The 21,720-nt window shown below is 73.7% G+C and carries 17 protein-coding genes; 10 read left to right on the top strand and 7 right to left on the bottom strand.

The window, feature by feature from the left end; translation table 11 throughout:
• The first annotated feature begins 6 nt into the window (after positions 1 to 6).
• Positions 7 to 1,506 carry a PLP-dependent aminotransferase family protein gene (locus M2163_RS12385; protein WP_280852723.1) on the top strand — a complete coding sequence of 500 codons (1,500 nt, stop codon included), beginning with the start codon at positions 7 to 9 and terminating at the stop codon, positions 1,504 to 1,506.
• Between the two features lie 32 nt (positions 1,507 to 1,538).
• Here M2163_RS12385 and M2163_RS12380 read toward each other — a convergent pair whose 3' ends face one another.
• Both M2163_RS12380 and M2163_RS12375 read right to left on the bottom strand, forming a co-directional pair.
• Positions 1,539 to 3,155: a hypothetical protein gene (locus M2163_RS12380; RefSeq protein WP_280852724.1), complete on the bottom strand. Its 1,617-nt coding sequence runs from the start codon at positions 3,153 to 3,155 to the stop codon at positions 1,539 to 1,541.
• 40 nt (positions 3,156 to 3,195) lie between these two features.
• Positions 3,196 to 3,390 (bottom strand): hypothetical protein, encoded by a 195-nt coding sequence (locus tag M2163_RS12375; protein WP_007380617.1) that lies wholly within the window; start codon positions 3,388 to 3,390, stop codon positions 3,196 to 3,198.
• Positions 3,391 to 3,608: 218 nt separating this feature from the next.
• Between M2163_RS12375 and M2163_RS12370 the strand changes: the two genes are divergently transcribed.
• The 5 genes from M2163_RS12370 (at position 3,609) to M2163_RS12350 (ending at position 9,064) form a co-directional block, all read left to right on the top strand.
• The gene (locus M2163_RS12370; protein WP_280852725.1) at positions 3,609 to 4,001 is read left to right on the top strand and encodes an ankyrin repeat domain-containing protein; all 393 of its coding nucleotides are present in this window, start codon (positions 3,609 to 3,611) and stop codon (positions 3,999 to 4,001) included.
• 301 nt (positions 4,002 to 4,302) lie between these two features.
• Positions 4,303 to 5,721 (top strand): HEAT repeat domain-containing protein, encoded by a 1,419-nt coding sequence (locus M2163_RS12365; RefSeq protein ID WP_280893981.1) that lies wholly within the window; start codon positions 4,303 to 4,305, stop codon positions 5,719 to 5,721.
• Positions 5,722 to 5,908: 187 nt separating this feature from the next.
• Entirely contained in the window at positions 5,909 to 7,042 is a 1,134-nt protein-coding gene (locus tag M2163_RS12360) for a glycosyltransferase family 1 protein (RefSeq protein ID WP_280893980.1), read from the top strand.
• Complete coding sequence (locus M2163_RS12355; RefSeq protein ID WP_280852728.1) at positions 7,039 to 8,202, top strand: glycosyltransferase; 1,164 nt, start codon at positions 7,039 to 7,041, stop codon at positions 8,200 to 8,202. Before M2163_RS12360 ends, M2163_RS12355 begins: the two co-directional genes overlap by 4 nt.
• Positions 8,203 to 8,215: 13 nt before the next feature.
• On the top strand, positions 8,216 to 9,064 hold the full coding sequence (locus M2163_RS12350; protein ID WP_280893979.1) for an SGNH/GDSL hydrolase family protein: 849 nt from the start codon (positions 8,216 to 8,218) through the stop codon (positions 9,062 to 9,064).
• Between the two features lie 108 nt (positions 9,065 to 9,172).
• Here the strand turns inward: M2163_RS12350 and M2163_RS12345 are convergent, their stop codons facing one another.
• From M2163_RS12345 to M2163_RS12325, 5 genes are read right to left on the bottom strand one after another with little or no spacing between them, the layout of a single operon-like run.
• Positions 9,173 to 10,042 (bottom strand): biotin-dependent carboxyltransferase family protein, encoded by an 870-nt coding sequence (locus M2163_RS12345; protein ID WP_280893978.1) that lies wholly within the window; start codon positions 10,040 to 10,042, stop codon positions 9,173 to 9,175.
• On the bottom strand, positions 10,039 to 10,650 hold the full coding sequence (pxpB, locus tag M2163_RS12340; protein ID WP_280852731.1) for a 5-oxoprolinase subunit PxpB: 612 nt from the start codon (positions 10,648 to 10,650) through the stop codon (positions 10,039 to 10,041). Before pxpB ends, M2163_RS12345 begins: the two co-directional genes overlap by 4 nt.
• Positions 10,647 to 11,405: a 5-oxoprolinase subunit PxpA gene (locus M2163_RS12335; RefSeq protein ID WP_280852732.1), complete on the bottom strand. Its 759-nt coding sequence runs from the start codon at positions 11,403 to 11,405 to the stop codon at positions 10,647 to 10,649. Before M2163_RS12335 ends, pxpB begins: the two co-directional genes overlap by 4 nt.
• 46 nt (positions 11,406 to 11,451) lie before the next feature.
• Positions 11,452 to 12,273, bottom strand: a complete 822-nt coding sequence (locus tag M2163_RS12330) for a putative hydro-lyase (RefSeq protein WP_280893977.1) — start codon at positions 12,271 to 12,273, stop codon at positions 11,452 to 11,454.
• On the bottom strand, positions 12,270 to 13,553 hold the full coding sequence (locus M2163_RS12325) for an MFS transporter (RefSeq protein WP_280893976.1): 1,284 nt from the start codon (positions 13,551 to 13,553) through the stop codon (positions 12,270 to 12,272). Before M2163_RS12325 ends, M2163_RS12330 begins: the two co-directional genes overlap by 4 nt.
• A 131-nt stretch (positions 13,554 to 13,684) precedes the next feature.
• Here M2163_RS12325 and M2163_RS12320 point away from each other — a divergent pair, with 131 nt between their 5' ends.
• From M2163_RS12320 to M2163_RS12305, 4 genes are all read left to right on the top strand, one after another.
• A complete protein-coding gene (locus tag M2163_RS12320; protein ID WP_280852735.1) occupies positions 13,685 to 14,380 on the top strand; it encodes a GntR family transcriptional regulator in 696 nt (231 codons plus the stop codon).
• 136 nt (positions 14,381 to 14,516) lie between these two features.
• Positions 14,517 to 16,046: a hypothetical protein gene (locus tag M2163_RS12315; protein ID WP_280852736.1), complete on the top strand. Its 1,530-nt coding sequence runs from the start codon at positions 14,517 to 14,519 to the stop codon at positions 16,044 to 16,046.
• A gap of 87 nt (positions 16,047 to 16,133) precedes the next feature.
• Positions 16,134 to 17,012, top strand: coding sequence for a hypothetical protein (locus tag M2163_RS12310; protein WP_280852737.1), 879 nt, complete (start codon positions 16,134 to 16,136; stop codon positions 17,010 to 17,012).
• A gap of 37 nt (positions 17,013 to 17,049) precedes the next feature.
• A complete protein-coding gene (locus M2163_RS12305; RefSeq protein ID WP_280893975.1) occupies positions 17,050 to 21,708 on the top strand; it encodes a hypothetical protein in 4,659 nt (1,552 codons plus the stop codon).
• Positions 21,709 to 21,720 lie beyond the last annotated feature (12 nt).

Below are 21,720 nucleotides of genomic sequence, written 5' to 3'. Positions count from 1 at the left end.
ATTTCAGTGGCGCAGTGGACCTCTGCGGTGGGCGCGGCGCAGCTCGCCCGGCTGCTCAACTCCCAGCAGGACCGCCCGGCCGGCCCCGGCACGCGCCGCCCGCCGGCCTACCGCGCGCTCGCCGACGGCATCCGCCTGCTGGTCCTGGAGGGCCGCGTCCCGGTGGCCGCCCGCCTGCCCGCGGAGCGTGAGCTGGCCCTGTCCCTGTCCGTGAGCCGTACGACCGTGGCGGCGGCCTACGAGGCGCTGCGGGCCGAGGGATTCCTGGAGTCCCGCCGCGGCGCGGGCAGCTGGACGGCCGTGCCCGCGGGGAACCCGCTCCCCGCGCGCGGTCTCGAACCGCTCCCGCCCGAGGCTCTCGGTTCCATGATCGACCTGGGCTGCGCGGCCCTGCCCGCGCCCGAACCGTGGCTGACGCGTGCGGTGCAGGGCGCCCTGGAGGAGCTGCCGCCGTACGCGCACACGCACGGCGACTATCCCGCGGGTCTTCCGGCCCTGCGGGCGATGATCGCCGAGCGGTACACCGCGCGCGGGATCCCGACCATGCCCGAGCAGATCATGGTCACGACCGGTGCGATGGGCGCGATCGACGCGATCTGCCATCTGTTCGGCGGCCGGGGCGAGCGCATCGCGGTGGAGTCCCCGTCCTACGCGAACATCCTCCAGCTGATGCGGGAGGCGGGCGCCCGCCTTGTGCCCGTCGCGATGGCGCAGGGGCTGACCGGCTGGGACATCGACCGCTGGCGTCAGGTGCTGCGGGACGCGGCGCCGCGCATCGCCTATGTCGTCGCCGACTTCCACAACCCGACCGGTGCGCTGGCCGACGAGGACCAGCGGCGGCAGCTGGTGGAGGCGGCGCGGTCCGCGGGGACCGTGCTGGTGGCGGACGAGACGATGTCCGAACTGTGGCTGGACGACGACGTCTCGATGCCGCGGCCGGTGTGCGCCTTCGACCCGGCCGGGTCCACGGTGGTCACCGTCGGCTCCGCCAGCAAGGCGTTCTGGGCGGGCATGCGGATCGGCTGGGTCCGGGGGGCGCCGGACGTGATCCGCAGCCTGGTCGCCGCACGCGCCTACGCCGACCTCGGGACGCCCGTCCTGGAGCAGCTGGCCGTGAACTGGCTGTTCAGCACCGGCGGCTGGGAGCAGGCGGTCGAGCTGCGGCGGAGCCAGGCGCGGGAGAACCGGGACGCCCTGGTGACCGCGATGCGCAAGGAGCTGCCCTCATGGGAGTTCGAGGTGCCGCAGGGCGGTCTGACGCTCTGGGTGCGGGCCGGGGGACTGTCCGGGTCGCGGCTGGCGGAAGTCGGTGAGCGGGTGGGGGTGCGGGTCCCGTCGGGGCCGCGCTTCGGGGTCGACGGTGCTTTCGAGGGCTATGTGCGTCTGCCGTTCACCGTGGCGGGTGCGGTGGCGGAGGAGGCCGCGGCCCGGCTGGCCGCGGCGGCGCGCGTCGTGGAGAGCGGAGGGTCCGGGGGCGGGGAGACGCCGCGCACGTTCGTGGCCTGACCGGTGTGCGGCGGCTGCCTGCGATCGGGCGGCTACGGCGCTTCCGCGACCACCGCTTCCGAGGGAACCGTCTCGGTGTCGGCCTTGGACAGGACCGTCTTCTCGTCGGCCTCCGAGGGGACCGTCTCCCCGTCGGCCGGGGTCGTGCGCTCCGGCAGCAGCGCCAGGACCGCCTGCCGGTCCGCCTCGCTCGTCGCGTCGTCGTACGGGTCCGGGGTCGCCGGCACCTGGAGGCGATGCACCGGGCCCGCCCCGAGACGGGCGTACCCGCGGCCCGGCGGGACCTCGGTCACCGGGGTGGTGTGCGGAGGCGCTCCCAGGAAGGTCTCCAACTGCTCCGCCGTCGCGGGTCCCAGCACGACACGCGCGCGCGTGTGCTGACGTACCGGATCGCTGAGCGCCTCCGCGCTGTCGAACTGGTCGGCCACCACCACCGTGACGTTCGCCGCGCGTCCGTGCCGCAGGGGGACCTGGAGCAGGGACTGCGGATCCTTGCGGCCGTCCGCGGCCGCCAGGTGGGTGAAGGCGCTCGGACGGTCGAGGAGGATCCACAGCGGACGCTTGGTGTCCTCGGGCGGCGGATGACCCGCCTGCCGGGCGCGGTTGGCCGCGATCAGCCGGCGCTCCGTCTCGGTCGCCGCCCACTCCAGGCTCGCCAGGGTCCCGGCCAGCCCGCACTCGACCGCGAGGACGCCGTCCCGCCCGGTCAGGCACGCGTACTCGCCGGTGCCGCCGCCCTCGACGATGACCACATCGCCGTACTGAAGGGCCTGGAGCGCGATCGACCGCAGCAGGGTCGAGGTGCCGCTGCCCGGCTGGCCCATGACCAGCAGGTGCGGCTCGGTGGAGCGGATGCCGGTGCGCCAGACGACCGGCGGGACGTCGCGCTGTGCGTCGCCGTAGCCGAGCGGCAGGGTGCGCTGGACCCGGGTGGGGTCCGTGAAGCCGAGGACGGTCTCGCCCGGGGCGGTGACGAAACGCTGGGCGGCGATGTCGGTGGGCAGCGGGGCGAGGACGGTGACGGTGAGTTCGTTGCCCTCCTCGTCCCAGCTGAAGTGGTACTCGCGGCCGCGGCCCGACTTGGCGTGCAGCAACTGCTCGATGCGGGCCCGGGACTCGGCCTCGCCGTCGGTGAAGTACGCGGGGTAGCGGACCAGCAGGTGGGTGATGCGGCCGGTGGCGTCGAAGTCGTACGCCGGGAAGGCCTTCTCCCACTCGCCGCCGTGGGTGTAGAGCGGGGCCGGGTCCTCGGCCGCCGAGAAGTACGGGACGAGCGCTTCGTACAGCGACTGGAGGCGCTGGGTCTGCGACTCGTCGGGTCCGTCCGGCTCCGGCGGCTTGCGGTCCCGGCCCTGCCAGGCTGCCGCCGCCATCAGGCTGATGACGGCGAGCAGCGGGCCGTACGGCACGAGTGCCACGACCAGGACCACCGAGGCCACCAGGAAAAGCAGCGGTCCGCGCTTGTCCTTGGGGGTCTCGGCCCACCTGCGCCGCCCGGCCGAGGCCAGCCGGCGCAGACCACGGGTGATCGTGATCAGCGGGTGGAGGACGTCGGTGGCACTGTCGGCCGCCGTCCGGGCCAGCTCCCGGCTCCGGGCGATCTGGGCGCTGCCTGTGCTCAGGATGCGGGGGAGGGGGCGGCGGGCCACTGCTGTCTCCTGGAGGTGCGTACGGACGGGAGGGGCGGCGTCAGAACTTGATGCCGCCGAGGAGGCTCGCCAGGCTCTCGCCGCCGGCCTTGATGCTCGGGGCGATGGCCGTGCTGGCCAGGTAGAAGCCGAACAGCGCCGAGATCAGGGCATGTGAGGCCTTGAGCCCGTCCTTGCGGAAGAAGATGAAGACGACGATGCCGAGCAGTACGACACCCGAGATGGAGAGGATCATTTTCGGTGCTCCTGGTTCGTGGGGACAGTCACCATGAGTACTTCCAGCATCACAGCATGTATCCATACGACAAAAGGTGCAAATGAATGAATTTTTCGCGTTTTCACTTGGTTGGCGGAGCCCTGGTGATCCTTACGTCCGGCACTTCGGGTCATCTGCACCGCGAGCCAGTACCCTTGCGATTCACCTGAACGGTTGTATGAGAGGCGGTCCGGCCGATGAGTGAAGCCCCCGACCCGGAGGTCGTGGAGCTGGCGACCAAGATCTTCGATCTGGCCCGGCAGGGGCAGACCGAGGCGCTCGTGGCGTACGTCGACGCGGGTGTTCCGGCGGGCCTCACCAACGACCGCGGGGACTCGCTCGTGATGCTCGCCGCCTATCACGGTCACGCGGACGCGGTGCGCGCGCTCGTGGCCCGCGGGGCGGCGGCCGGCGGGGTCAACGACCGGGGGCAGACGCCCCTGGCCGGGGCCGTCTTCAAGGGCTCCACGGACGTCATCGAGGCCCTGCTGGCAAGCGGCGCCGATCCGGCCGAGGGCACCCCCTCGGCTCTCGACACCGCCCGCATGTTCGGCAGGACGGAACTGCTCGAGTTGTTCGCAGCGCACTGACACATATGTTCTGACCAGCGAAAACACAGACAACGGGGGAGGCGGTACAGGGCCGCCGAAATTTCGGTCGCGGCAGATGGAAGTGCCGAGTCATCATGACGTCGTGGTTCACGGACGTGATGGTTGGGCAGGTGATGCCGCACCGCGCGGACCGTGATGCGGGTCCGCATGGGCCACCGACGAGAGGCAGAGGAAGATGGCTTGCAGCAAGCAGGAAACGGCGGGCGCCCCGACGTGTTGTCACGCGGCCAGGTAATGCACGTCCCCGGTTGCGTCGACGCTTGATGTGAGGCTGTTTCCCATGTTCGATCCGGTCATAGCGCCCAGCGGTACGCTGCTCGGCCTGCTCCAGCGGGGCCGCGGCGACGGCACGCTGCACGCGCTCACCGCCCCGCGCGCCGAGGCGCTCGCGGCCCTGAACCACTGCGTGCTGCGCGATCCCCGCCACGACTGGCAGGTGGAGAACCGCTCGCTGTACTACGCCCGTCTCTTCCTCGACCTGGGTGGCGAGCTGGACGAGATCGAGGCGCACCTCTTCGAGGTGGACGACGTCTTCGACACCGAGGAGTCACGCACGGGCCTGGCCCTCGCCGTCCTCGGCCACCTCGCCTCCTACGGCAGGCGCGACGCGCTCGAACTGCTGCGCAGGTACGCCGCCTCGGGCTCCAACTGGGCCTGGGCGCTGGACGAACTGGCACTGCGGGACGACGACGCCGGCCTGCGCGCCCTCGCCGCGCCCGTGCTCGCACGCTTCGGGACCGATTCCGAGGGCGAGGCCGAACTGGCCGCTGCCGTGCGTGACGCCTTCGAACCGAGGCCCTGGCGGCTGTGGGCCGACGATCCGCGCGAATCCGTCTCCACGCGTGTGCGTGCCGCTCAGGAAGCCGGCTGTTTCGACCGCTGGCAACGCCAGATGCGACCCGCCGGACCCCGCCCCGGGTGGAGCGTGCAGGCCGTCTTCGACTGGGCCCAGCAGGGCGTCGAGCGGGGGGCCGTGCTGTATGTTCCCGCCGCCCGCTGTCTGGCCGCCGTGGCCGGCCCAGAGGACCGCTCCGACATCCTCGCGGCGGCCAAGGACGGCACCGAAGGGGCCCGGTCCACCGCGCTGCGCTACCTCGCCGACAGCAATGATCCCGACGCCTTCGACCTGATCGAGCTGGCCGTCGCCACCGGCTCACCGGCCGTCGTCGAGGCCGCCCTCGACTCGTTCGAACGCATGCGCAGTATCGCCGCCGTCGACCGCGCACGCGGCTGGGCCCGACGGCCCGATCCGCTGGGCGCCGCCGCCGGACGCATGCTGGCCTGCCTGGGCGGAGCCCAGGACCGGGACCTCGTGCTCGCAGCCCTCCGGGAGGCCGTACGGGGCGAGGGACCCGACGCACCCACCCTGTGGACCCTCGTCGACGGCACCGGACGGCTCGGCATCGCCTGCGCCGCCCCCGTCCTGCGCCACATCTACCGGGAGACCGCCTCCTCCCACCTCCGCGGCCGCGCCGCCCGCGCCCTCGCCGCCACCGACCCCTCCTTCGCCACCGGCTTCGCCGTCGAGTGCCTCTGGGACTGCGAGGAGACCACCCGCGAGATCGCCGCCCGGCACGCCGAGACCGGTGACGCCCGCGTAGTGGAGCGACTGCGCCGGCTGGCCGCCGACCCGGCCGAGGAGGCCGAGGTCCAGACAGCCGTCCGCAGCCGTATCGGACCGGACACCGCGGCCATGTGAGACCACCTCCGGATGCCCACCCGCGGGCCCCGTCGCACCCGCGGGTGAACTCGGGACGACCCGCGGGTCAGGCGCGCATGGACGCCGCCTGACCTGCTCGGGTGCGCAGCGCAACGCTCATGGGACGTTCATCGTTCGCAAAGATCCACGTTGACGTGGCCACGTCCGGTGCGGCGAGAACACCCCTATGCGTGTCGTCATAGTGACCGAATCCTTTCCCCCCGATGTGAACGGCGTGGCCCACTGCGCGCTCCAGACCGCCCGGCACCTCGTAGATCGCGGTCACCTTCCGCTCGTCGTCGCGCCGGCCACCGCGGCCGGCCCCGCGTCCGGCGCGGACACCCTCGCGCCGTGCCCCGTCGTCCGTGTCCCCTCCCTCCCCCTCCCGGGCTACCCCCAGGTCCGCGTCGCCCTCCCCAGCAGGCGCGTGGCCGCGGCGATCGCCGAGCACCGCGCCGACGTCGTCCACCTGGCCAGCCCCTTCGTCCTCGGCGTCCGCGGCATGGCCGCCGCCGCCCGGCTCGGCCTCCCCGCCGTGGCCGTCTACCAGACCGACCTCGCCGGATACGCCCGCACCTACGTGCACGCGGGAGAAGCCGCCGCCTGGCGCCGTATCCGTTCCGTCCACGCCGCCGCCGACCTCACCCTCGCCCCGTCCAGTGCCTCCCTGCGCGACCTGGAGGCGCACGGCGTGCCCCGGGTCAAGCTGTGGCCGCGGGGCGTGGACACCGTCCGCTTCCGCCCCGACCTGCGCGACGAGGCGCTGCGCCGGCGGCTCGCGCCGAACGGGGAGACGATCGTCGGCTACGTCGGCCGTCTCGCCCCCGAGAAGCACATCGAGCTGCTGGCCGACGCGTGCCGCCTGGAGGGCGTCAAGGTCGTGGTGGTCGGCGACGGGCCGAGCCTGCCCCACCTCGAACAGGCACTGCCCCGAGCGGTCTTCCTGGGCCGCCGCACGGGCGACGAACTGGCCCGGATCTTCGCCTCCTTCGACGTCTTCGCGCACACCGGCCCCTTCGAGACCTTCTGCCAGACCGTGCAGGAGGCCATGGCGAGCGGAGTGCCGGTCGTCGCGCCCGCCGCCGGCGGCCCGCTCGACCTGGTCGCCCACGGGCGCACCGGGTTCCTCGTCCCGGCCCGCGACCCGGCCGCGGTACGGGACGCCGTGCGGTCCCTGGCCGCCGACCCCGCCCTGCGGGCCTCGTTCGGCGCGGCCGCGCGGGCCATGGTCGAGGGCCGCACCTGGGCGGCCGTCGGCGACCAGCTGATCGGCCACTACGCCGCCGTGCTCAGCGGCCGCAGGACGGCGGTGGCGGCATGAGCGCACAGTCGCTGCGGATCGTCCGTCTCGCCAACTTCGTCGCGCCCGCCTCGGGCGGTCTGCGCACCGCCCTGCGCGAGCTCGGCAAGGGCTACCGGGCCGCCGGGCACGAGTGCGTGCTCGTCGTGCCCGGCGACCGGGCGAGCGACCGCCACACCGAGCAGGGCCGGATCGTCACCCTGCCCGGCCCGCTGCTGCCCGGCACCGGCGGCTACCGCGTCCTCGCCGACAAGCGGCGGGTGGCCCGGCTCCTGGAGGAGCTCGCCCCCGACCGGCTGGAAGTCTGTGACCGCACGACCCTCAGGTGGACCGGCAAATGGGCCCGGCGTGCCCGCGTCCCCGCCGTGATGGTCTCCCACGAGACCGCCGACGGCGTGCTGCGCACCTGGGGCCTGCCGGAGGGCGCGGCCCGGCGTGCCGCGGACGCCCTCAACGTCCGTACGGCACACACCTACGCGCGCGTGGTGTGCACCACCGAGTTCGCCGAGCGGGAGTTCGTGCGGATCGGCGCGCGCAATGTCGTACGGGCCCCGCTGGGCGTCGACCTGGTCGAGCGGCGCCCGGCGCTGCGCGACGCGGGACTGCGGGCCCGGTACGCGCGCGAGACCGAGACCCTGCTCGTGACGTGCACCCGGCTGTCCGTCGAGAAGCGGCCCAGCACGGCTCTGGACGCCGTGGAGTCCCTGGTGCGCCGAGGCCGGCGCGCGGTGCTCGTGGTGGCCGGGGACGGGCCGCTGCGGCCGCGCCTGGAGCAGCGGGCCCGGGAACGGCGGCTGCCGGTGACCTTCCTCGGTCACGTCGGCGACCGCGGGCTGCTCGGCGCGCTCCAGGCCACCGCCGACGTGTGCCTGGCCCCCGGACCCGCCGAGACCTTCGGGCTCGCCGCGCTGGAGGCCATGGCGTGCGGCACACCGGTCGTGGTGAGCGCCTCCTCCGCCCTGCCGGAGGTCATCGGGTCGGCCGGAGCGGTCGCCGCGGACCGGGCAGAGGCCTTCGCGGACGCCGTGGAGATGCTGCTCGAACGGCCCGAGACCGAGCGCCGCGAGGTCGCACGCGCGCGTGCGGAGTGCTTCGGGTGGGACACCGCGGTCCGGGCGTTCCTCGCCGCGCACGACGCGGAGGTCCTCGTACGGCGCTCCGTGCCGGGGGGCGTGGCATGAGCAGGGGCGCGTCATGAGAACCGTCCGTTTCGTCGCCCTCGGTGACTCCCTGTCCGAGGGCGTGGGCGACCCCGTCGGCGGGGCGTGGCGCGGCTGGGCCGAGCTGCTCGCCGACGGGCTCGCCGAGTCCGTGGAGTTCACCAAGCTCGCGGTCAGCGGGGCGCAGACGCGCGATGTGCTGGAGCGGCAGACGCCGTTGGGGCTGGAGGTGCGGCCGGACGTCGTCTCGGTCGTCGTCGGTGTCAACGACACCCTGCGCTGTACCTTCGACATCCATGCCGTGGCCGCGCGGCTCGACGAGGTCTACGCGGCGTTCACCGGGCAGGGCGCCGTCCTGCTGACGGCGTGTCTGCCCGACCCGGGCACGATGCTCGGGCTGCCCGGCGCGCTGGCGCGTCCGCTGGCCCGGCGGCAGCGGGCGGTGAACGCGGTGGTGCACGCGCTGTCCGAACGGTACGGGGCGGTGCATCTGCACGCGGCCGAGGGGAGTTGGACCACCGACCGTGCGATGTGGAGTGCGGACCGGCTGCATCCCGCGGAGCGGGGACATCGGCAGCTCGCTGTGCGGTTCCACGCGGCGCTCGCGGAGCGCGGTGTCGCGACCGGGGCCGCGCCCTCGGCCGAGCCGGAGTCTCCCGTGCCCACGAAGTCGGCGAGCCTGCGGTGGCTGGCCACGGCGGGTACGGGGTGGGTGGCGCGGCGGTGCACCGATCTGCTGCCCCAGTTGGTGACGCTGGCGCTGGACGAGATGCGGCATCGCGCGCGGGGGACCGGCGCGCGGCTCGATCTGCGGGCCGCGCATGCGGTGTCCCTGGCGTTGGCCGCGTTGTCCGGGCAGGAGCAGGGGGCCGAGGCGGCTTGAGTCCCGGGTGCGGGTGCGGGTGCGGGTGCGGGTGCCGGTGCCGGTGCCGGTGCGGGCGCGGATGCGTGGGGACTGGTCGCGCGGTTCCCCGCGCCCGCCCTGAGCAAGTCAGCGGCGCCGTACCTCCACGAAGCGCACCGGGATTCCGGGCACCGCCTGAGCCGCTCGGGGGAGGTCCGTCCCGCGGACCACGCCGATCACCGGGTAGCCGCCGGTGGTCGGGTGGTCTGCCAGGAAGACCACCGGCCGGCCGTCGGGGGGAACCTGGACGGCGCCCAGAACCATGCCTTCGCTGGGGAGTTCACCGTCGAACGCCCGCTCCAGGGCGGGCCCCTCCGTGCGCAGGCCGATGCGGTTGCTCGCCGGGGACACCTGGAAGGTGCGGGAGGTGAAGGCCCGGATCGCTTCCGGGGTACACCAGTCGACCCGTGGGCCCAGTGTGACGCGGAGGACGAGTTCCGAGGGCGGCGCAGGCTGCGGCGCGGTGTCCACGCGCGTGTGCAGCGGTCGCGGCGTGCCGAGGGGGAGTACCGCCCCGTCCGTGAGGGGCGGCGGGCCCAGCCCCGACAGGAGGTCCGTGGAACGGCTGCCCAGGACCGGCTCCACGGCGATCCCGCCGGAGACGGCCACGTAACTGCGCAGTCCCGACACGGCCGTTCCCACGGTCAGCAGTGCTCCCGCCGGTACGTCCACAGGTGCGCCCCAGGCCGCCGGACGGCCGTCCACCGTGATCAGGCAGTGGGCGCCCGTGACGGCCACGGTGACCGCCGAACGGGGGCGCAGCGTACAGCCGTTGACCGTGGTCTCCAGGACGGCCGCCTCGGGGCTGTTGCCGACCAGACGGTTGGCGAGCTCGGCCGCCGGGCGGTCCAGGGCGCCCGAGCGAGGCACGCCGAGGTGGGCGTGGCCCGGGCGGCCCCGGTCCTGGACGGTGGTCAGAGCTCCGGCCCGGACGACGAAGAGGGCGCGGTCCGTCATGTCGCCCTCACGAAGCGCACCCGCGTCCCCGGCGACAACAGGGCGGCCGGCACGCGCGCGTGGTCCCACAGAACGGCGTCCGTGGTTCCGATGAGCTGCCAGCCGCCCGGCGAGGAGCGGGGGTAGACGCCGGTGTACGGGCCCGCGAGCGCCACCGAGCCGGCCGGGACGGCCGTACGAGGGGTGGCCCGGCGCGGCACGTCGTAGCGGGCGGGCAGACCGGTGAGGTAGCCGAAACCGGGCGCGAAGCCGCAGAAGGCGACCGTGAACTCGGTTCCGGCGTGGACGCGGGCCACCTCCTCGGGGGAGACACCCCAGTGCGCGGCGACGTCGGCAAGGTCCGGGCCGTCGTAACGCACCGGGAGGTCGATCACCTCCCGCGCGCGCGGGAGCGCGGCCGGTACCTCGGAGGCGGTGAGTTCTGCGGCCAGGCCGACGGGGTCGGCGAGGCCGTCCAGGAGGACCGTGCGGGCCGCGGGGACGATCTCGCCGACCGACAGCGAACCCTCGGCGCGACGGCGCACCAGCTCGGCGTGCAGGGCCTGTGCCTCCTCGCCCGAGGACACCTCGACGAGCAGGGCGCCGTCCCCGACGGGCAGTGCTCTCATACGAAGGCCTCCACTCGGACGCCCGAGGACACGAGACGCATTCTCACCCGTCGGGCCAGTTCGACCGCGCCCGGTGTGTCGCCGTGCAGGCACAGGGAGCGGGCCTCGACCTCGACGAGGACACCGGAGTGGGTGGTGACCGTGCCGTCGCGGGCCAGGCTCAGCGAGCGTTCCACCACCGCCACGGCATCGGTGACCACCGCACCCTCCTGGCCGCGCGGCACAAGGGTGCCCTCCTCGGTGTAGGCGCGGTCCGCGAAGGCCTCCGTCACGGCCTCCAGACCCGCCTTCACGGTGGCCTCCAGAAGACGCGAGCCGGGCAGACCCAGCACGGGCAGCGTGGCGTCGGCGAGGAGCACGCCGTCGACGACCGCCGCGGCCTGCTCCTCGTCGTGGACGACCCGGTTGTAGAGGGCGCCGTGCGGTTTGACGTAGGACACGCGCGTGCCCGCCGCCCGGGCGAAGACCTCCAGGGCGCCGATCTGGTAGGCGACCTCGGCCGTCAGCTCGGCGGGGGGCACGTCCATCGCGCGCCGCCCGAACCCCGCCAGGTCCCGGTAGGAGACCTGGGCGCCGATGCGGACCCCGCGCTCGGCCGCCAGTTCGCAGACGCGCCGCATGGTGGCCGCGTCCCCGGCGTGGAACCCGCAGGCCACGTTGGCGCTGGTGACGACGGACAGCAGCTGTTCGTCGTCGGTGAGCTGCCAGCGGCCGAAGCCCTCGCCCAGGTCGGCGTTGAGATCGATCGAGGTCATGGCGGTCTCGTGTCTCCTTTCGAGTCCTCAGAGATGCCCAAGGCGTTCAGGCCACTCTGTACTGCTCGTCCCGGGCATCCGTCAGGAACATCTGCCCCGGCGCGTGCGTGATGGCGAACGGCGGGCGCGAGGCCATCACCGCGGCCTGCGGGGTCACTCCGCAGGCCCAGAACACCGGGATGTCGTCCGGTTCGGCGGCCACCGCATCACCGAAGTCGGGGCGGGCCAGGTCGTCGATGCCGAGCCCGGAGGGATCGCCGCAGTGCACGGGGCTGCCGTGCACGGCCGGGAGCAGAGCGCTCTCCCTCAGGGCCGCGGCCAGGTGCTGCGGCGGCACCGGGCGCATGGACACCACCATGGGTCCGTGCAGCCGCCCCGCGGGACGGCACTGTCGACTGGTCACGTACATCGGAACGTTCCGGCCCTGCTCGATGTGCCGGATCGGGACGCCCGCCTCCGAAAGTGCCCACTCGAAGGTGAAACTGCACCCGATCAGGAACGAAACGAGGTCTTCACGCCAGTGTGCGCGCACGTCCGTCGGCTCGTCCATCAGCCGGCCGTCCTCCCACACCCGGTAGCGCGGGAGATCGGTGCGCAGATCAGCGCCCTCCGCGAGGACGGTGGTCGGGTCGCCGGCGTCGGTGACGTCGAGGACCGGGCAGGGCTTGGGGTTGCGCTGGCAGAACAGCAGCATGTCGTACGCCCAGTCGGCGGGCACCGAGATCAGGTTGACCTGGGTGTGGCCGGCGGCGACCCCGGCGGTGGGGCCGGTCAGCCCCGCCCGGAAGCGGGCGCGTGCGCTTGCCGGGCTCCACGCGTGCGCGTGCTCGTCGACGAGGGTCAGGGGGCGGTCCTGCGTGCGGTTCATGCGAGCTCCTTCCCGCGGGTCTCCGGCAGCCCCAGCAGGGCGAGTGCGGCGATGCCGTAGCCGAGGGCGCCGAAGACGAGTGCCCCGCCCACGCCCCAGCTGTCGGCCAGGAAGCCGACCGTGGTCGGGAAGACCGCGCCGATCGCCCGGCCGGCGTTGTAGGTGAAGCCCTGCCCCGAACCGCGCACGGCCGTCGGGTACAGCTCGCTCAGATAGGACCCGAAGCCGCTGAAGATCGCCGACATGCAGAACCCGAGGGGGAACCCGAGGACCAGGAGCCAGGTGTCGGCTCCGCTCGGGATGTTGCCGTAGGCCACGATGCAGACGGCCGACAGGAGGGCGAAGAGCCAGATGTTGCGCCGCCTGCCCAGGCGGTCGGTGAGATAGCCGCCGGTCAGATAGCCGAGGAAGGCGCCGGAGATCAGGAAGGTCAGATAGCCGCCGGTGCCGACGACCGACAGTCCGCGGTCACTCTTGAGGTACGTCGGCACCCAGGTGGCGAGCGTGTAGTAGCCGCCCTGGACACCGGTGGACAGCAGTCCCGCGAAGATCGTCGTACGCAGCAGACCCGGCTTGAAGATCGCTGCGAACGAGCCCTTTCCGGCACTCTTCTCGCGGACCGCGATCGCCTCGGGGGCGTCCTTCACCTGCCGCCGCATCCAGACGACCAGCAGTGCGGGCAGCGCGCCCGTCCAGAACATCACGCGCCAGGCGGTGTCGGGGTCGAAGACCGAGAAGACCAGCGTGTACACGATCGCGGCCAGGGCCCAGCCCACGGCCCAGGAGCTCTGGATCGCGCCCAGGGTGCGGCCCCGGTGCTTCGCGCTCGCGTACTCGGCGACCAGGATCGCGCCGACCGCCCACTCACCGCCGAAACCGAGTCCCTGGAGGGCACGGAAGACCAGCAGCGACTCGAAGTTCGGGGCGAAGCCGCAGGCCACGGTGAAGACCGCGTAGGTGATCACCGTGATCATCAGCGCCCGGACCCGGCCGGCCCGGTCGGCCAGCACCCCTGCCAGGGCACCGCCGATGCCGGAGGCGAGCAGGGTGACGGTGGTGAAGAGGCCGGTCTGGCCGCTGTCCAGGCCGAAGTAGGCGGCCAGCGCGACCATGCTCAACGGGAGCGTGAAGTAGTCGTAGGAGTCGAGGGCGTAACCGCCGAAGGCGCCGGCGAAGGCGCGGCGACCGCGCGGACCGAGGGCGCGGAACCAGCCCAGCGCCCCGTCTTCGGACGTCGTGGGGCTCGGGTTCAGGGACTGAGGGGGACGGGTCGTGCTCATGGGCACCTCGAAGGGGGAGGACGGAGGGTGCGGAGCTGAGCCATGCGGTGTTCCAGCAACGTAGAGGATCGTTCAACGATCCTTCAATACCCCTGTTGTTTCGTTCTCCTCTCTGCGGTTGAATTCCGGGCATGGCAGAGCAGCTGAGCGGACTGGCCGACGACCGTGCCCTTCTGGGCCGCACCAGCACGGCCGAGCGGGTCTCGGACATCCTCAGGAGCCGCATCGCCGAGGGTTACTTCCCGCCGGGGACACGGCTGTCGGAGGACAGCATCGGCGGCGCCCTGGGGGTCTCCCGCAACACCCTGCGGGAGGCGTTCCGGCTGCTCACCCATGAGCGGCTGCTCGTCCACGAGCTCAACCGCGGTGTGTTCGTGCGGGTCCTGGCGGTCGAGGACGTGGAGGACATCTACCGCACCCGCGCGCTCGTGGAGTGCGCGGTCGTCCGCGGGCTGGGCGAACCGCCCTACGTCCTCGACGCGCTCGCCGAGGCGGTCGAGGAGGGGCAGCGGGCGGTGCGCGAAGGCGACTGGAAAGCGCTGGGCACGGCCAACATCCACTTCCACCGCGAACTCGTCGCCCTGGCGGGCAGCGACCGCACCGACGAACTGATGCGCAGCGTCTTCGCCGAACTCCGCCTCGCCTTCCACGTGGTGGACGACCCCAAGGCCCTGCACGAGCCCTACCTGGCCCGCAACCAGCAGATCCTCGGCGCGCTCCAGGCCGGCGACAGGGAAGAGGCGGAACGGCTGCTCGCCGTGTACCTCTCGGACTCTCTGGAGCGAGTGGTCGAGGTGTACAGGCGAAGGGTGGGCGAGGACTCCTAGTCAGGGGGGCGGGGAACTGCGCGACCAGCCCCCACCGGCCCGCAGGCGACCGGCAACAGGTGGTCGCCCGTCCGACCGCCGGAGGCGATCCGCGCCGTTTGGGGAGTTGTCAGACCTAGCACCTAGTCTGTGCACCGTGACTTCGCCTGCGACGACGGACAGCGCTCCGCCCCAGTTCAGCGCGGGGCCGCGCCCCGCACCGGGCCCGGCTGCCGACGAGGGACTGGCGCGTCGGCTGCGCGCGCTCGCCTGCACCGCCCCGCTGCACGACCTCGACGCCCGCAAGGCCAACCTCGCGGGCGAGTACTCGGTGTACGGCATGGCGGAGGTGGCCCTGGCCGCCATCGACCTGGTCACCCTGAACATGGACTTCGACACCGGCGCCGACCACGACCAGATCGTCGCCCGCCTCATCCCGCGCATCGCCGCCCAGGCCCCGCAGCGGCCCGTCGCCGAGCACGAGCGCGTGGCCCGCTGGGTCCTGGAGAACCTGATCAACGTCGGCAGCGTCGACCGGGGATTCCGCGCGGTCTACGGCACGTTCGCACCGGACGGGACCTATGTCCGGCGCGACTACGACTTCAAGCTGATCGAGGAGGTGCCGGGTCCCGGCGGCTCGGTGTACCTCCGGACCACGGACGAGGCGGTCAACGTCCTCGTCGGCGCCCTCGACACCGACGTCACCAGCGCCCAGATCGCCGCCGAGGTCAAGCTGGAGGTGCTGATCAGCCGCGGCCGCCTCGCCGACGCCCAGCTCGCCGCGGAGCAGGCCCGGTACCGGACCGTGCAGTACTCGGAGACCCTGCGCAGGGCGCTGGACGCCACCCGGCGCAACGTCCGGGCCGTCGACTGGCTCAACTCGGTGCCGGACATGATCGCCGAGGCCCTCGACCACGTCGCCGACCGGTACCGCCACGAGAACGCGATCCTGACCAACATCCGCAAGGCGCGGGACGAGTCCGAGGACCCCGAGCAGAAGCGCCGCGCCGCCGAGCTCGTCGACATCGTCAAGGACTGCATCCGGCGCCACACCCAGCTCCAGTCCCGGCTCCTGGAGGCGGGCCCGCTGTTCCGCGCCGAGCAGGACCGGCAGGCCTTCGCCACCCCCATGACGACGTCGGGGACGGATCTGTACGGCCACCTGTTCGCGCCGCTGCTGCCGCTGCCGCTGGAGCAGGCCACGCGGGTCACCGACGCGTTCTTCGCGCGCGGGACCGGGCTGCGGACGCCGGTGTCCGTGCGGGTGGGTGATCTCGTCGACATACTGCTGACGCCGCCCATGGAGCGGGAGCACCTGGGCGCGGAGATGCCGGAGCCCGACCTGATCGCCACGCCCGACGACAGCCGCTTCAGCGAGGAACAGCTGGCGGCCGCGAAGGAGTTGCTGGATCTGCCCGCGGACGCGCCGCGGCGGCTGTCCGGACTGCTCGCGGAGGCCCGCAGGACCGGCGGGTTCGATCTCGCCTACCTGGTCGCCCTGTTGGCGATCCACGCGGCCAGCCCCGCCGTCGGCACGGCCTACCGCCAGGGCGAGGAGAAGCTGCTCTTCGCGGTGGACGACGGGACGGAGCTGGACGACCCGGACTTCGGTGGCGCCGACCTCATCGTCGGCACGGCCCTGCTGGACGCCGCGGGGATGGCGGCGGACCGGACGGAGGCGGCATGAGATCAGCCCGTCGGGAGGCGGCATGAGTGAGGTCAGTCCCTCCGCAAGCAGCATGAGTGAGCACAAGCGTGACAAGGAGCTCCAGCCGTGAGTGAGCATGTCGAGTGGAGCGACCCGGAGGTCCCGACCCCGTCGGCGCCCGCCGCCGTCACCCCCGCCGACGCCGCCGACGCCGCTCGGCTCGTCGCCTTCGGGCTCCAGCCCAAACTGCAGCCCGCGCGGGACCAGGAGTACGCCGAGCTGCTGCGGCGCTACCGGGAGGACCCGCCGTTCGCGCGGCTCGCCGACGCCGTCGCCGCCGGACTCGGGCTGGTCGTACTGGAGGTGTCCCCGCGCGCGGGAATGGCCGTGACCGCCGCCGAGGACTCCGTGTTCGCGGTGCGGATGGGGGACTACGCGCGTCGTACGTCCGCCGACGGCGGTGACCGGTTCCTGCACGGCCTCGCCCATCTCGCCGTGGCCGCCATGGCGTTCCCGCGGCCCGAGGACCTCGCCGACGACGGATACATCGGGCGCGTCTCGGTCAACGGCGTCGACGCCTTCGTACGACAGGCCTGCCGCCGCCTGGAGGAGCGGGCCGAGGAGGTCGGGGAGAACACCGACCCGGCCACGGACGCGCCGGGGCTCGAGGCGGCCTGGCGGATCTGGGCCAGACGCAGCGCGGCCGGCGCGACCAAGGACGCGCGCCGGCTCGCCGGGTCCACGACCGGCATCGTCGGCAAGGCCGCCGCCTTCCTCACCGACTCCGGCTTCCTCCAGCGCACCGGGGACGACAACGGCGGCACCTACCGGACCACGGCTCGTTACCAGCTCCAGGTGCGGGACATGGCCGGAAGCGCCGCCATGGCCGAACTCCTGGAGCTGGGGATCGTCCCGGTCACCGACGGCACACCGACCCTGCTGCCCCCCGAGGACGGCGACGACCTGGAGCTGGCGGCCGACGCCGGGCTGCCGTTCCACTCCTGAACTCCCCCCACCTGCCGAAGACTTACGAGAGTCCGCCATGTACGAGCTGTCCCGGGTCCGCCTCTACTCCATCGGCCCCGCCGGTGCGCGCTACGCCGACACCGTGCTTGACCTGCGCGGCGTCGGCGCGGAAGTGCCCGACCCCGCGCCCACCCAGGCGGAGTTCTTCGAGGAGGAGCCCGTCGGCCCGCCGCGCCGCCCCGCGCCCGCCGGCGTGCTCTTCCTGGAGAACGGCGGCGGCAAGTCGGTGCTGCTCAAGCTGATCTTCTCGGTGATGCTGCCCGGCCACCGCAACACCCTGGGCGGCGCCAGTTCCGGTGTGCTGCGCAAGTTCCTGCTGGCGGACGACTGCGGGCACGTGGCCCTGGAGTGGCAGCACACCCTGACCGGGGAGTGCGTCGTCGTCGGCAAGGTCAGCGAGTGGCGGGGGCGCCAGGTCTCCAACGACCCGCGGAAGTTCGCCGAGGCCTGGTACTCCTTCCGGCCCGGTCCGGGACTCAGCCTCGACAACCTGCCCGTCGCCGAGTCCACCGCCGTACGGCCGCCCGCCGAGGGCCAGTCGGCCGCGCAGGGCCGCCGCCGCACCATGAAGGGCTTCCGGGACGCCCTCACCGAGGCCGGCAAGGCGTACCCGCACCTGGAGGTGCACTGGGAGGAGATCCACGACCGCTGGATCGAGCACCTCGGCGACCTCGGTCTGGACCCCGAACTCTTCCGCTACCAGCGCGAGATGAACGCCGACGAGGGCGAAGCCGCCGGGCTGTTCGCCGTGAAGAAGGACTCCGACTTCACCGACCTTCTGCTGCGTGCCGTGACCGACACCCGTGACACCGACGGGCTCGCCGACCTGGTCAGCGGGTTTGGCAACAAGCTCGGCCGACGCGCCGAACTCATCGCCGAACGGGACTTCACCGCCGGGTCCGTGGACCTGCTGGGCCGGATCGTCGAGGCCGCCGAGTCGCGCTCACGCGCGCGTGACATCCACGCGGGCGCCGAGCGACGTACCCGGACGCTGGCCCGCCGGCTGTCCGCCCGCGGTGTCCAGGAGCGGGTGCGGGCGGCGGACCTGGCCCAGCGGGTCACCGCCGCCGCGTACGCCGTCACCCACGCCGAGGCGGGCCGGGAGCGCAGTGCGCTGATCGCCGCCGAACTCGCCTACCGGCACGCCTCCCTGGCGCTCGCCGCCGCCGAGAAGGCGGCCGCGGCCCAGAAGCGTGAGCTGGCCGAGGCACGCACGCTGCACTCCGCCTGGCAGGCCGCCGAGGCCGTACTGCGGCACCGGGCCGCCGCGGACCGGGTCGCGCGCGTGGCCGCCGCCATCCAGGAGGCCGAGCGGGACGCGGCCCCCGCGCTCGCCGCCCGCGCCAAGGCCGCCGTCGATCTCGTCCGCGCCCTGCACGCGGCCGCCGAAAGCGCCGAGACGCTCGCCAACGAAGAGGAGGAGCGGTCCGCGGCCCTCCAGGAGGTCGGCGAGTCCGCGTACCGGGACTCCACCGCGGCCGCCACCGAGGCACAGCGCGCCCGCAGTGAGATCGGGCATCTGCGCCAGCGGCTGAGCGAGGTCGAGCAGGAGACCGCCGAGGCGGTCCGCGCGGGCTGGCTCGACGACAGCGCGCCCGACGCCGACCCGGCCCGCGCGGCCCTCGCCGCGAGCGACGCCGAGAAGACCGCGGTCGCCGCCTGGGACGCCGCCCGCGAGGCGTCGAACCGGGCCGCCGAGCACGCGCGCGAGGCGGCCGCCGCCGAATCCCGCGCCGAGCTCACCGCCGCCCGCGCGGAGGACGCGGCCACGGCGGCAGCGCGCTCCTACGAGGCCGAGCGGCGCCTGGCGGAGGGGCTGGCGGGGGAGGAGCGGCTCGCGGAGCTGCTCAGCCTGACCGGGAACTCCGGGGTCCCCGCCGGAGTACCGGGGCAGCGCGCGGGCGCCGAGGACACCGGAAAGGGCGGCGCGGCCGGGCACGAGGATGCCGTCACCGACGCAGGTCTCACCCCCGAGGACCTCGACCGCTTCGCCGACGAACTGCGGGAGCTGCTCGACGACTCCGTCTCCTCGGCCGAACGCCAGCTCTTCGAACTGCGCACGGCCGCCGCCGACGACTCCCGGATCCTCGGCGCGCTCGGTGACGGCGGACTCCTGCCCCCGGGGCCGGACGTACTGGCCACGGTCGAGTTCCTCGGGGAGAACGGCATCCCCGCCCTGCCCGGCTGGCGCTATCTCGCCCAGGCGGTCGATCCCACCGACCACGCGCGCGTGCTGGCGGCCCGGCCCGAACTGGTCGACGGTGTCATCATCACCGACCCCGACACCCACGCGCGTGCCCGCGAGGCCCTGAACGACGCGGCCCTGCTCCCGCGGTCCGCCGTCGCCGTGGGCACGGCGTCCGCCCTCCTCGCACCCACCCCGGCCCCCGAGTCGGACAGCGGTGACGTCTTCCTCGTACCGCCGAACCCGGCCATGCACGACGAACACGCCGCCGACGAGGAGCGCCAGGCACTGCGCGCGCGGGCCGGTGAGCGGGACGAGGAGATCAGGTCGCTCGCGGCCCGCCTCGGCAAGGACCGTGAACTGGCCGCCCGGCTCGCCTCCTGGCGCACCGGCTGTCCGGCCGGCCGGCTCGTCGAACTGGCGCAGGCCGCCCGGGACACGCGCGCCTTCGCCGAGGAGGCGGAGGCCGAGCTGGCCGAGGCGCGCACGGTGCGGGCGGAGGCCGACGAGGCCGCCGCGGAGGCCGCCCAGACGCGCGACGAGCGACAGGAGGCCGCCCAGAAGGCCCGGCGCGCCGCCGACGCCCTGGCCGGACTGGCCTACCGGCTGCGCGAGCGGGCCGGCTGGCAGGCCAAGCTGCGCGAACTGGCCGACGAGGCCACCGAGTCGGAAGCCCGTGCCCAGACCTGCCTGGACCGCGCCCGGGCCGCCGACGAGGACCGGCGCGGGGCCCAGCGGGCCGCCGACGACGCCCGCCGCACCGCGCGTGCGCTGCGCGCCGAGCGCGCCGAGATCGCCGGCGCCCCCGACGACGTACCGGACAGTGCCCCGGAAGCCTCCAAGGCGTCCCTGCCCGCCCTGCGCGAGGCCTACCGTGCCGCCTCGCAGCTGTACGAGAAGGTGGGCGTCGGCGCCGACCTGCGGGCCGAGCAGGCGAGGGCGGAGAGCGACGAGAGCGCGGCCCTAGCCGAACTGGACCGGCTGAGCAACAAGGTCCGCACCCGCGCGGAGCAGCTGCTCCAGTCGCCGGACGGCTCCGACGGGCCCTCCCGGCAGGCCGCGGCAGCCCGTGCCGAGGAGTTGGTGCAGCTCCTGGAGACCCGTATGTCCACCGCGAGCGAGCAGCTCGGCCGGCTGCGAGGCGAGGCGGAGCGGCACGCACCCGAGGACGGCGAGGCGCACACCGAGCTGTCGCCGGAGCTGGAGCCGCGCGACGCCGAGCACGCACAGGCGCTGCTGCGCACGGCCACCGCCGAACTCGCCTCCCGCACCGAGGCGTTGGTGCAGGCCAGGGAGGCGCACGCGGAGCTGCTCGGTTCCCACCGGGCCGCCGAGGACGCGGCGGGCGGCTTCGACGAGATCGCCGCGATGCTCCGCGACCTGCTGCGCGAGCACGCCATGGAGGACGAGCAGGACGAGCAGGAGCCGTACCCGGGCAGCCCCGAGGAGGCCCGGCGGGCCGCCGCCGAGGCCCGCCGGTCGCTGCGTGGCTGCGCCGCCGACCTCTCCGCCGCCGAGGCCGCCGTGCGCGAGGCCAGTGACGTCCTGGTCCGGCACGCCAACTCCACGCGCTACGAGCAGGTCCGCACCCCCGCACGGCAGCAGATCCGGGAGCTGCCCGCGTCCGCGCTGCCCGAGCACGCGCAGAAGTGGGCGGACGCCTTCGCGCCCCGACTGCGGGTGCTGACCGACGAGTTGGCGCAGCTGGAGCGGAACCGGGACTCGATCGTGGACCGGCTGCGGGGGCTCGTGGAGTCCGCGCTGGCCACCCTCAGGTCCGCCCAGCGGCTGTCCCGGCTGCCCGAGGGGCTCGGCGAGTGGTCCGGGCAGGAGTTCCTGCGGATCCGCTTCGAGGAACCCGACCAGGCGACGCTCACCGAGCGGCTCGGCGAGGTCATCGACGAGGCGACCAGGGCCGCGGTGAAGAAGAACTCCGACCTGCGGCGCGACGGGATGTCCCTGCTGCTGCGCGGAGTCGCGGCGGCGCTCCAGCCGAAGGGCGTGGCCGTCGAGATCCTCAAGCCGGACGCCGTACTGCGCGCCGAGCGGGTGCCCGTGGGGCAGATGGGCGACGTGTTCTCCGGTGGTCAGCTGCTGACGGCGGCCATCGCGCTGTACTGCACGATGGCGGCCCTGCGGTCCAACGACCGGGGGCGGAACAAGCACCGGCACGCCGGCACGCTGTTCCTGGACAACCCGATCGGGCGGGCCAACGCGACGTATCTGCTGGAGCTCCAGCGGGCCGTGTCCGACGCGCTGGGTGTGCAGCTCCTGTACACCACCGGCTTGTTCGACACGACGGCCCTCGCCGAGTTCCCCCTGGTCATCCGGCTGCGCAATGACGCGGACCTGAGGGCCGGCCTGAAGTACATCAGCGTGGAGGAACACCTCCGCCCGGGCCTTCCGCAGCAGCCGCAGGCGGACGAGGCGGGACACAGCGAGATCACGGCGACGCGGATGTTCAAGCGTCCGGCGCCCGTGACTCCCTGAGCGCCGCGGGGC

This window comes from Streptomyces sp. SAI-135 (assembly GCF_029893805.1).
In the GTDB taxonomy this organism is placed as follows: Bacteria; Actinomycetota; Actinomycetes; order Streptomycetales; family Streptomycetaceae; genus Streptomyces.
This window is presented reverse-complemented; position numbering and strand designations above follow the sequence as displayed.

What these genes read in the sequence shown, in the direction of transcription:
- M2163_RS12365 (WP_280893981.1), top strand. Translation starts at nt 4,303, where the DNA reads ATGTTCGATCCGGTCATAGCGCCCAGCGGTACGCTGCTCGGCCTGCTC.
- M2163_RS12370 (WP_280852725.1), top strand. Translation starts at nt 3,609, where the DNA reads ATGAGTGAAGCCCCCGACCCGGAGGTCGTGGAGCTGGCGACCAAGATC.
- M2163_RS12350 (WP_280893979.1), top strand. Translation starts at nt 8,216, where the DNA reads ATGAGAACCGTCCGTTTCGTCGCCCTCGGTGACTCCCTGTCCGAGGGC.
- M2163_RS12305 (WP_280893975.1), top strand. Translation starts at nt 17,050, where the DNA reads ATGTACGAGCTGTCCCGGGTCCGCCTCTACTCCATCGGCCCCGCCGGT.
- M2163_RS12345 (WP_280893978.1), bottom strand. Translation starts at nt 10,042, where the DNA reads ATGACGGACCGCGCCCTCTTCGTCGTCCGGGCCGGAGCTCTGACCACC.
- M2163_RS12355 (WP_280852728.1), top strand. Translation starts at nt 7,039, where the DNA reads ATGAGCGCACAGTCGCTGCGGATCGTCCGTCTCGCCAACTTCGTCGCG.
- M2163_RS12325 (WP_280893976.1), bottom strand. Translation starts at nt 13,553, where the DNA reads ATGAGCACGACCCGTCCCCCTCAGTCCCTGAACCCGAGCCCCACGACG.
- M2163_RS12320 (WP_280852735.1), top strand. Translation starts at nt 13,685, where the DNA reads ATGGCAGAGCAGCTGAGCGGACTGGCCGACGACCGTGCCCTTCTGGGC.
- M2163_RS12360 (WP_280893980.1), top strand. Translation starts at nt 5,909, where the DNA reads ATGCGTGTCGTCATAGTGACCGAATCCTTTCCCCCCGATGTGAACGGC.
- M2163_RS12335 (WP_280852732.1), bottom strand. Translation starts at nt 11,405, where the DNA reads ATGACCTCGATCGATCTCAACGCCGACCTGGGCGAGGGCTTCGGCCGC.
- M2163_RS12375 (WP_007380617.1), bottom strand. Translation starts at nt 3,390, where the DNA reads ATGATCCTCTCCATCTCGGGTGTCGTACTGCTCGGCATCGTCGTCTTC.
- M2163_RS12330 (WP_280893977.1), bottom strand. Translation starts at nt 12,273, where the DNA reads ATGAACCGCACGCAGGACCGCCCCCTGACCCTCGTCGACGAGCACGCG.
- pxpB (WP_280852731.1), bottom strand. Translation starts at nt 10,650, where the DNA reads ATGAGAGCACTGCCCGTCGGGGACGGCGCCCTGCTCGTCGAGGTGTCC.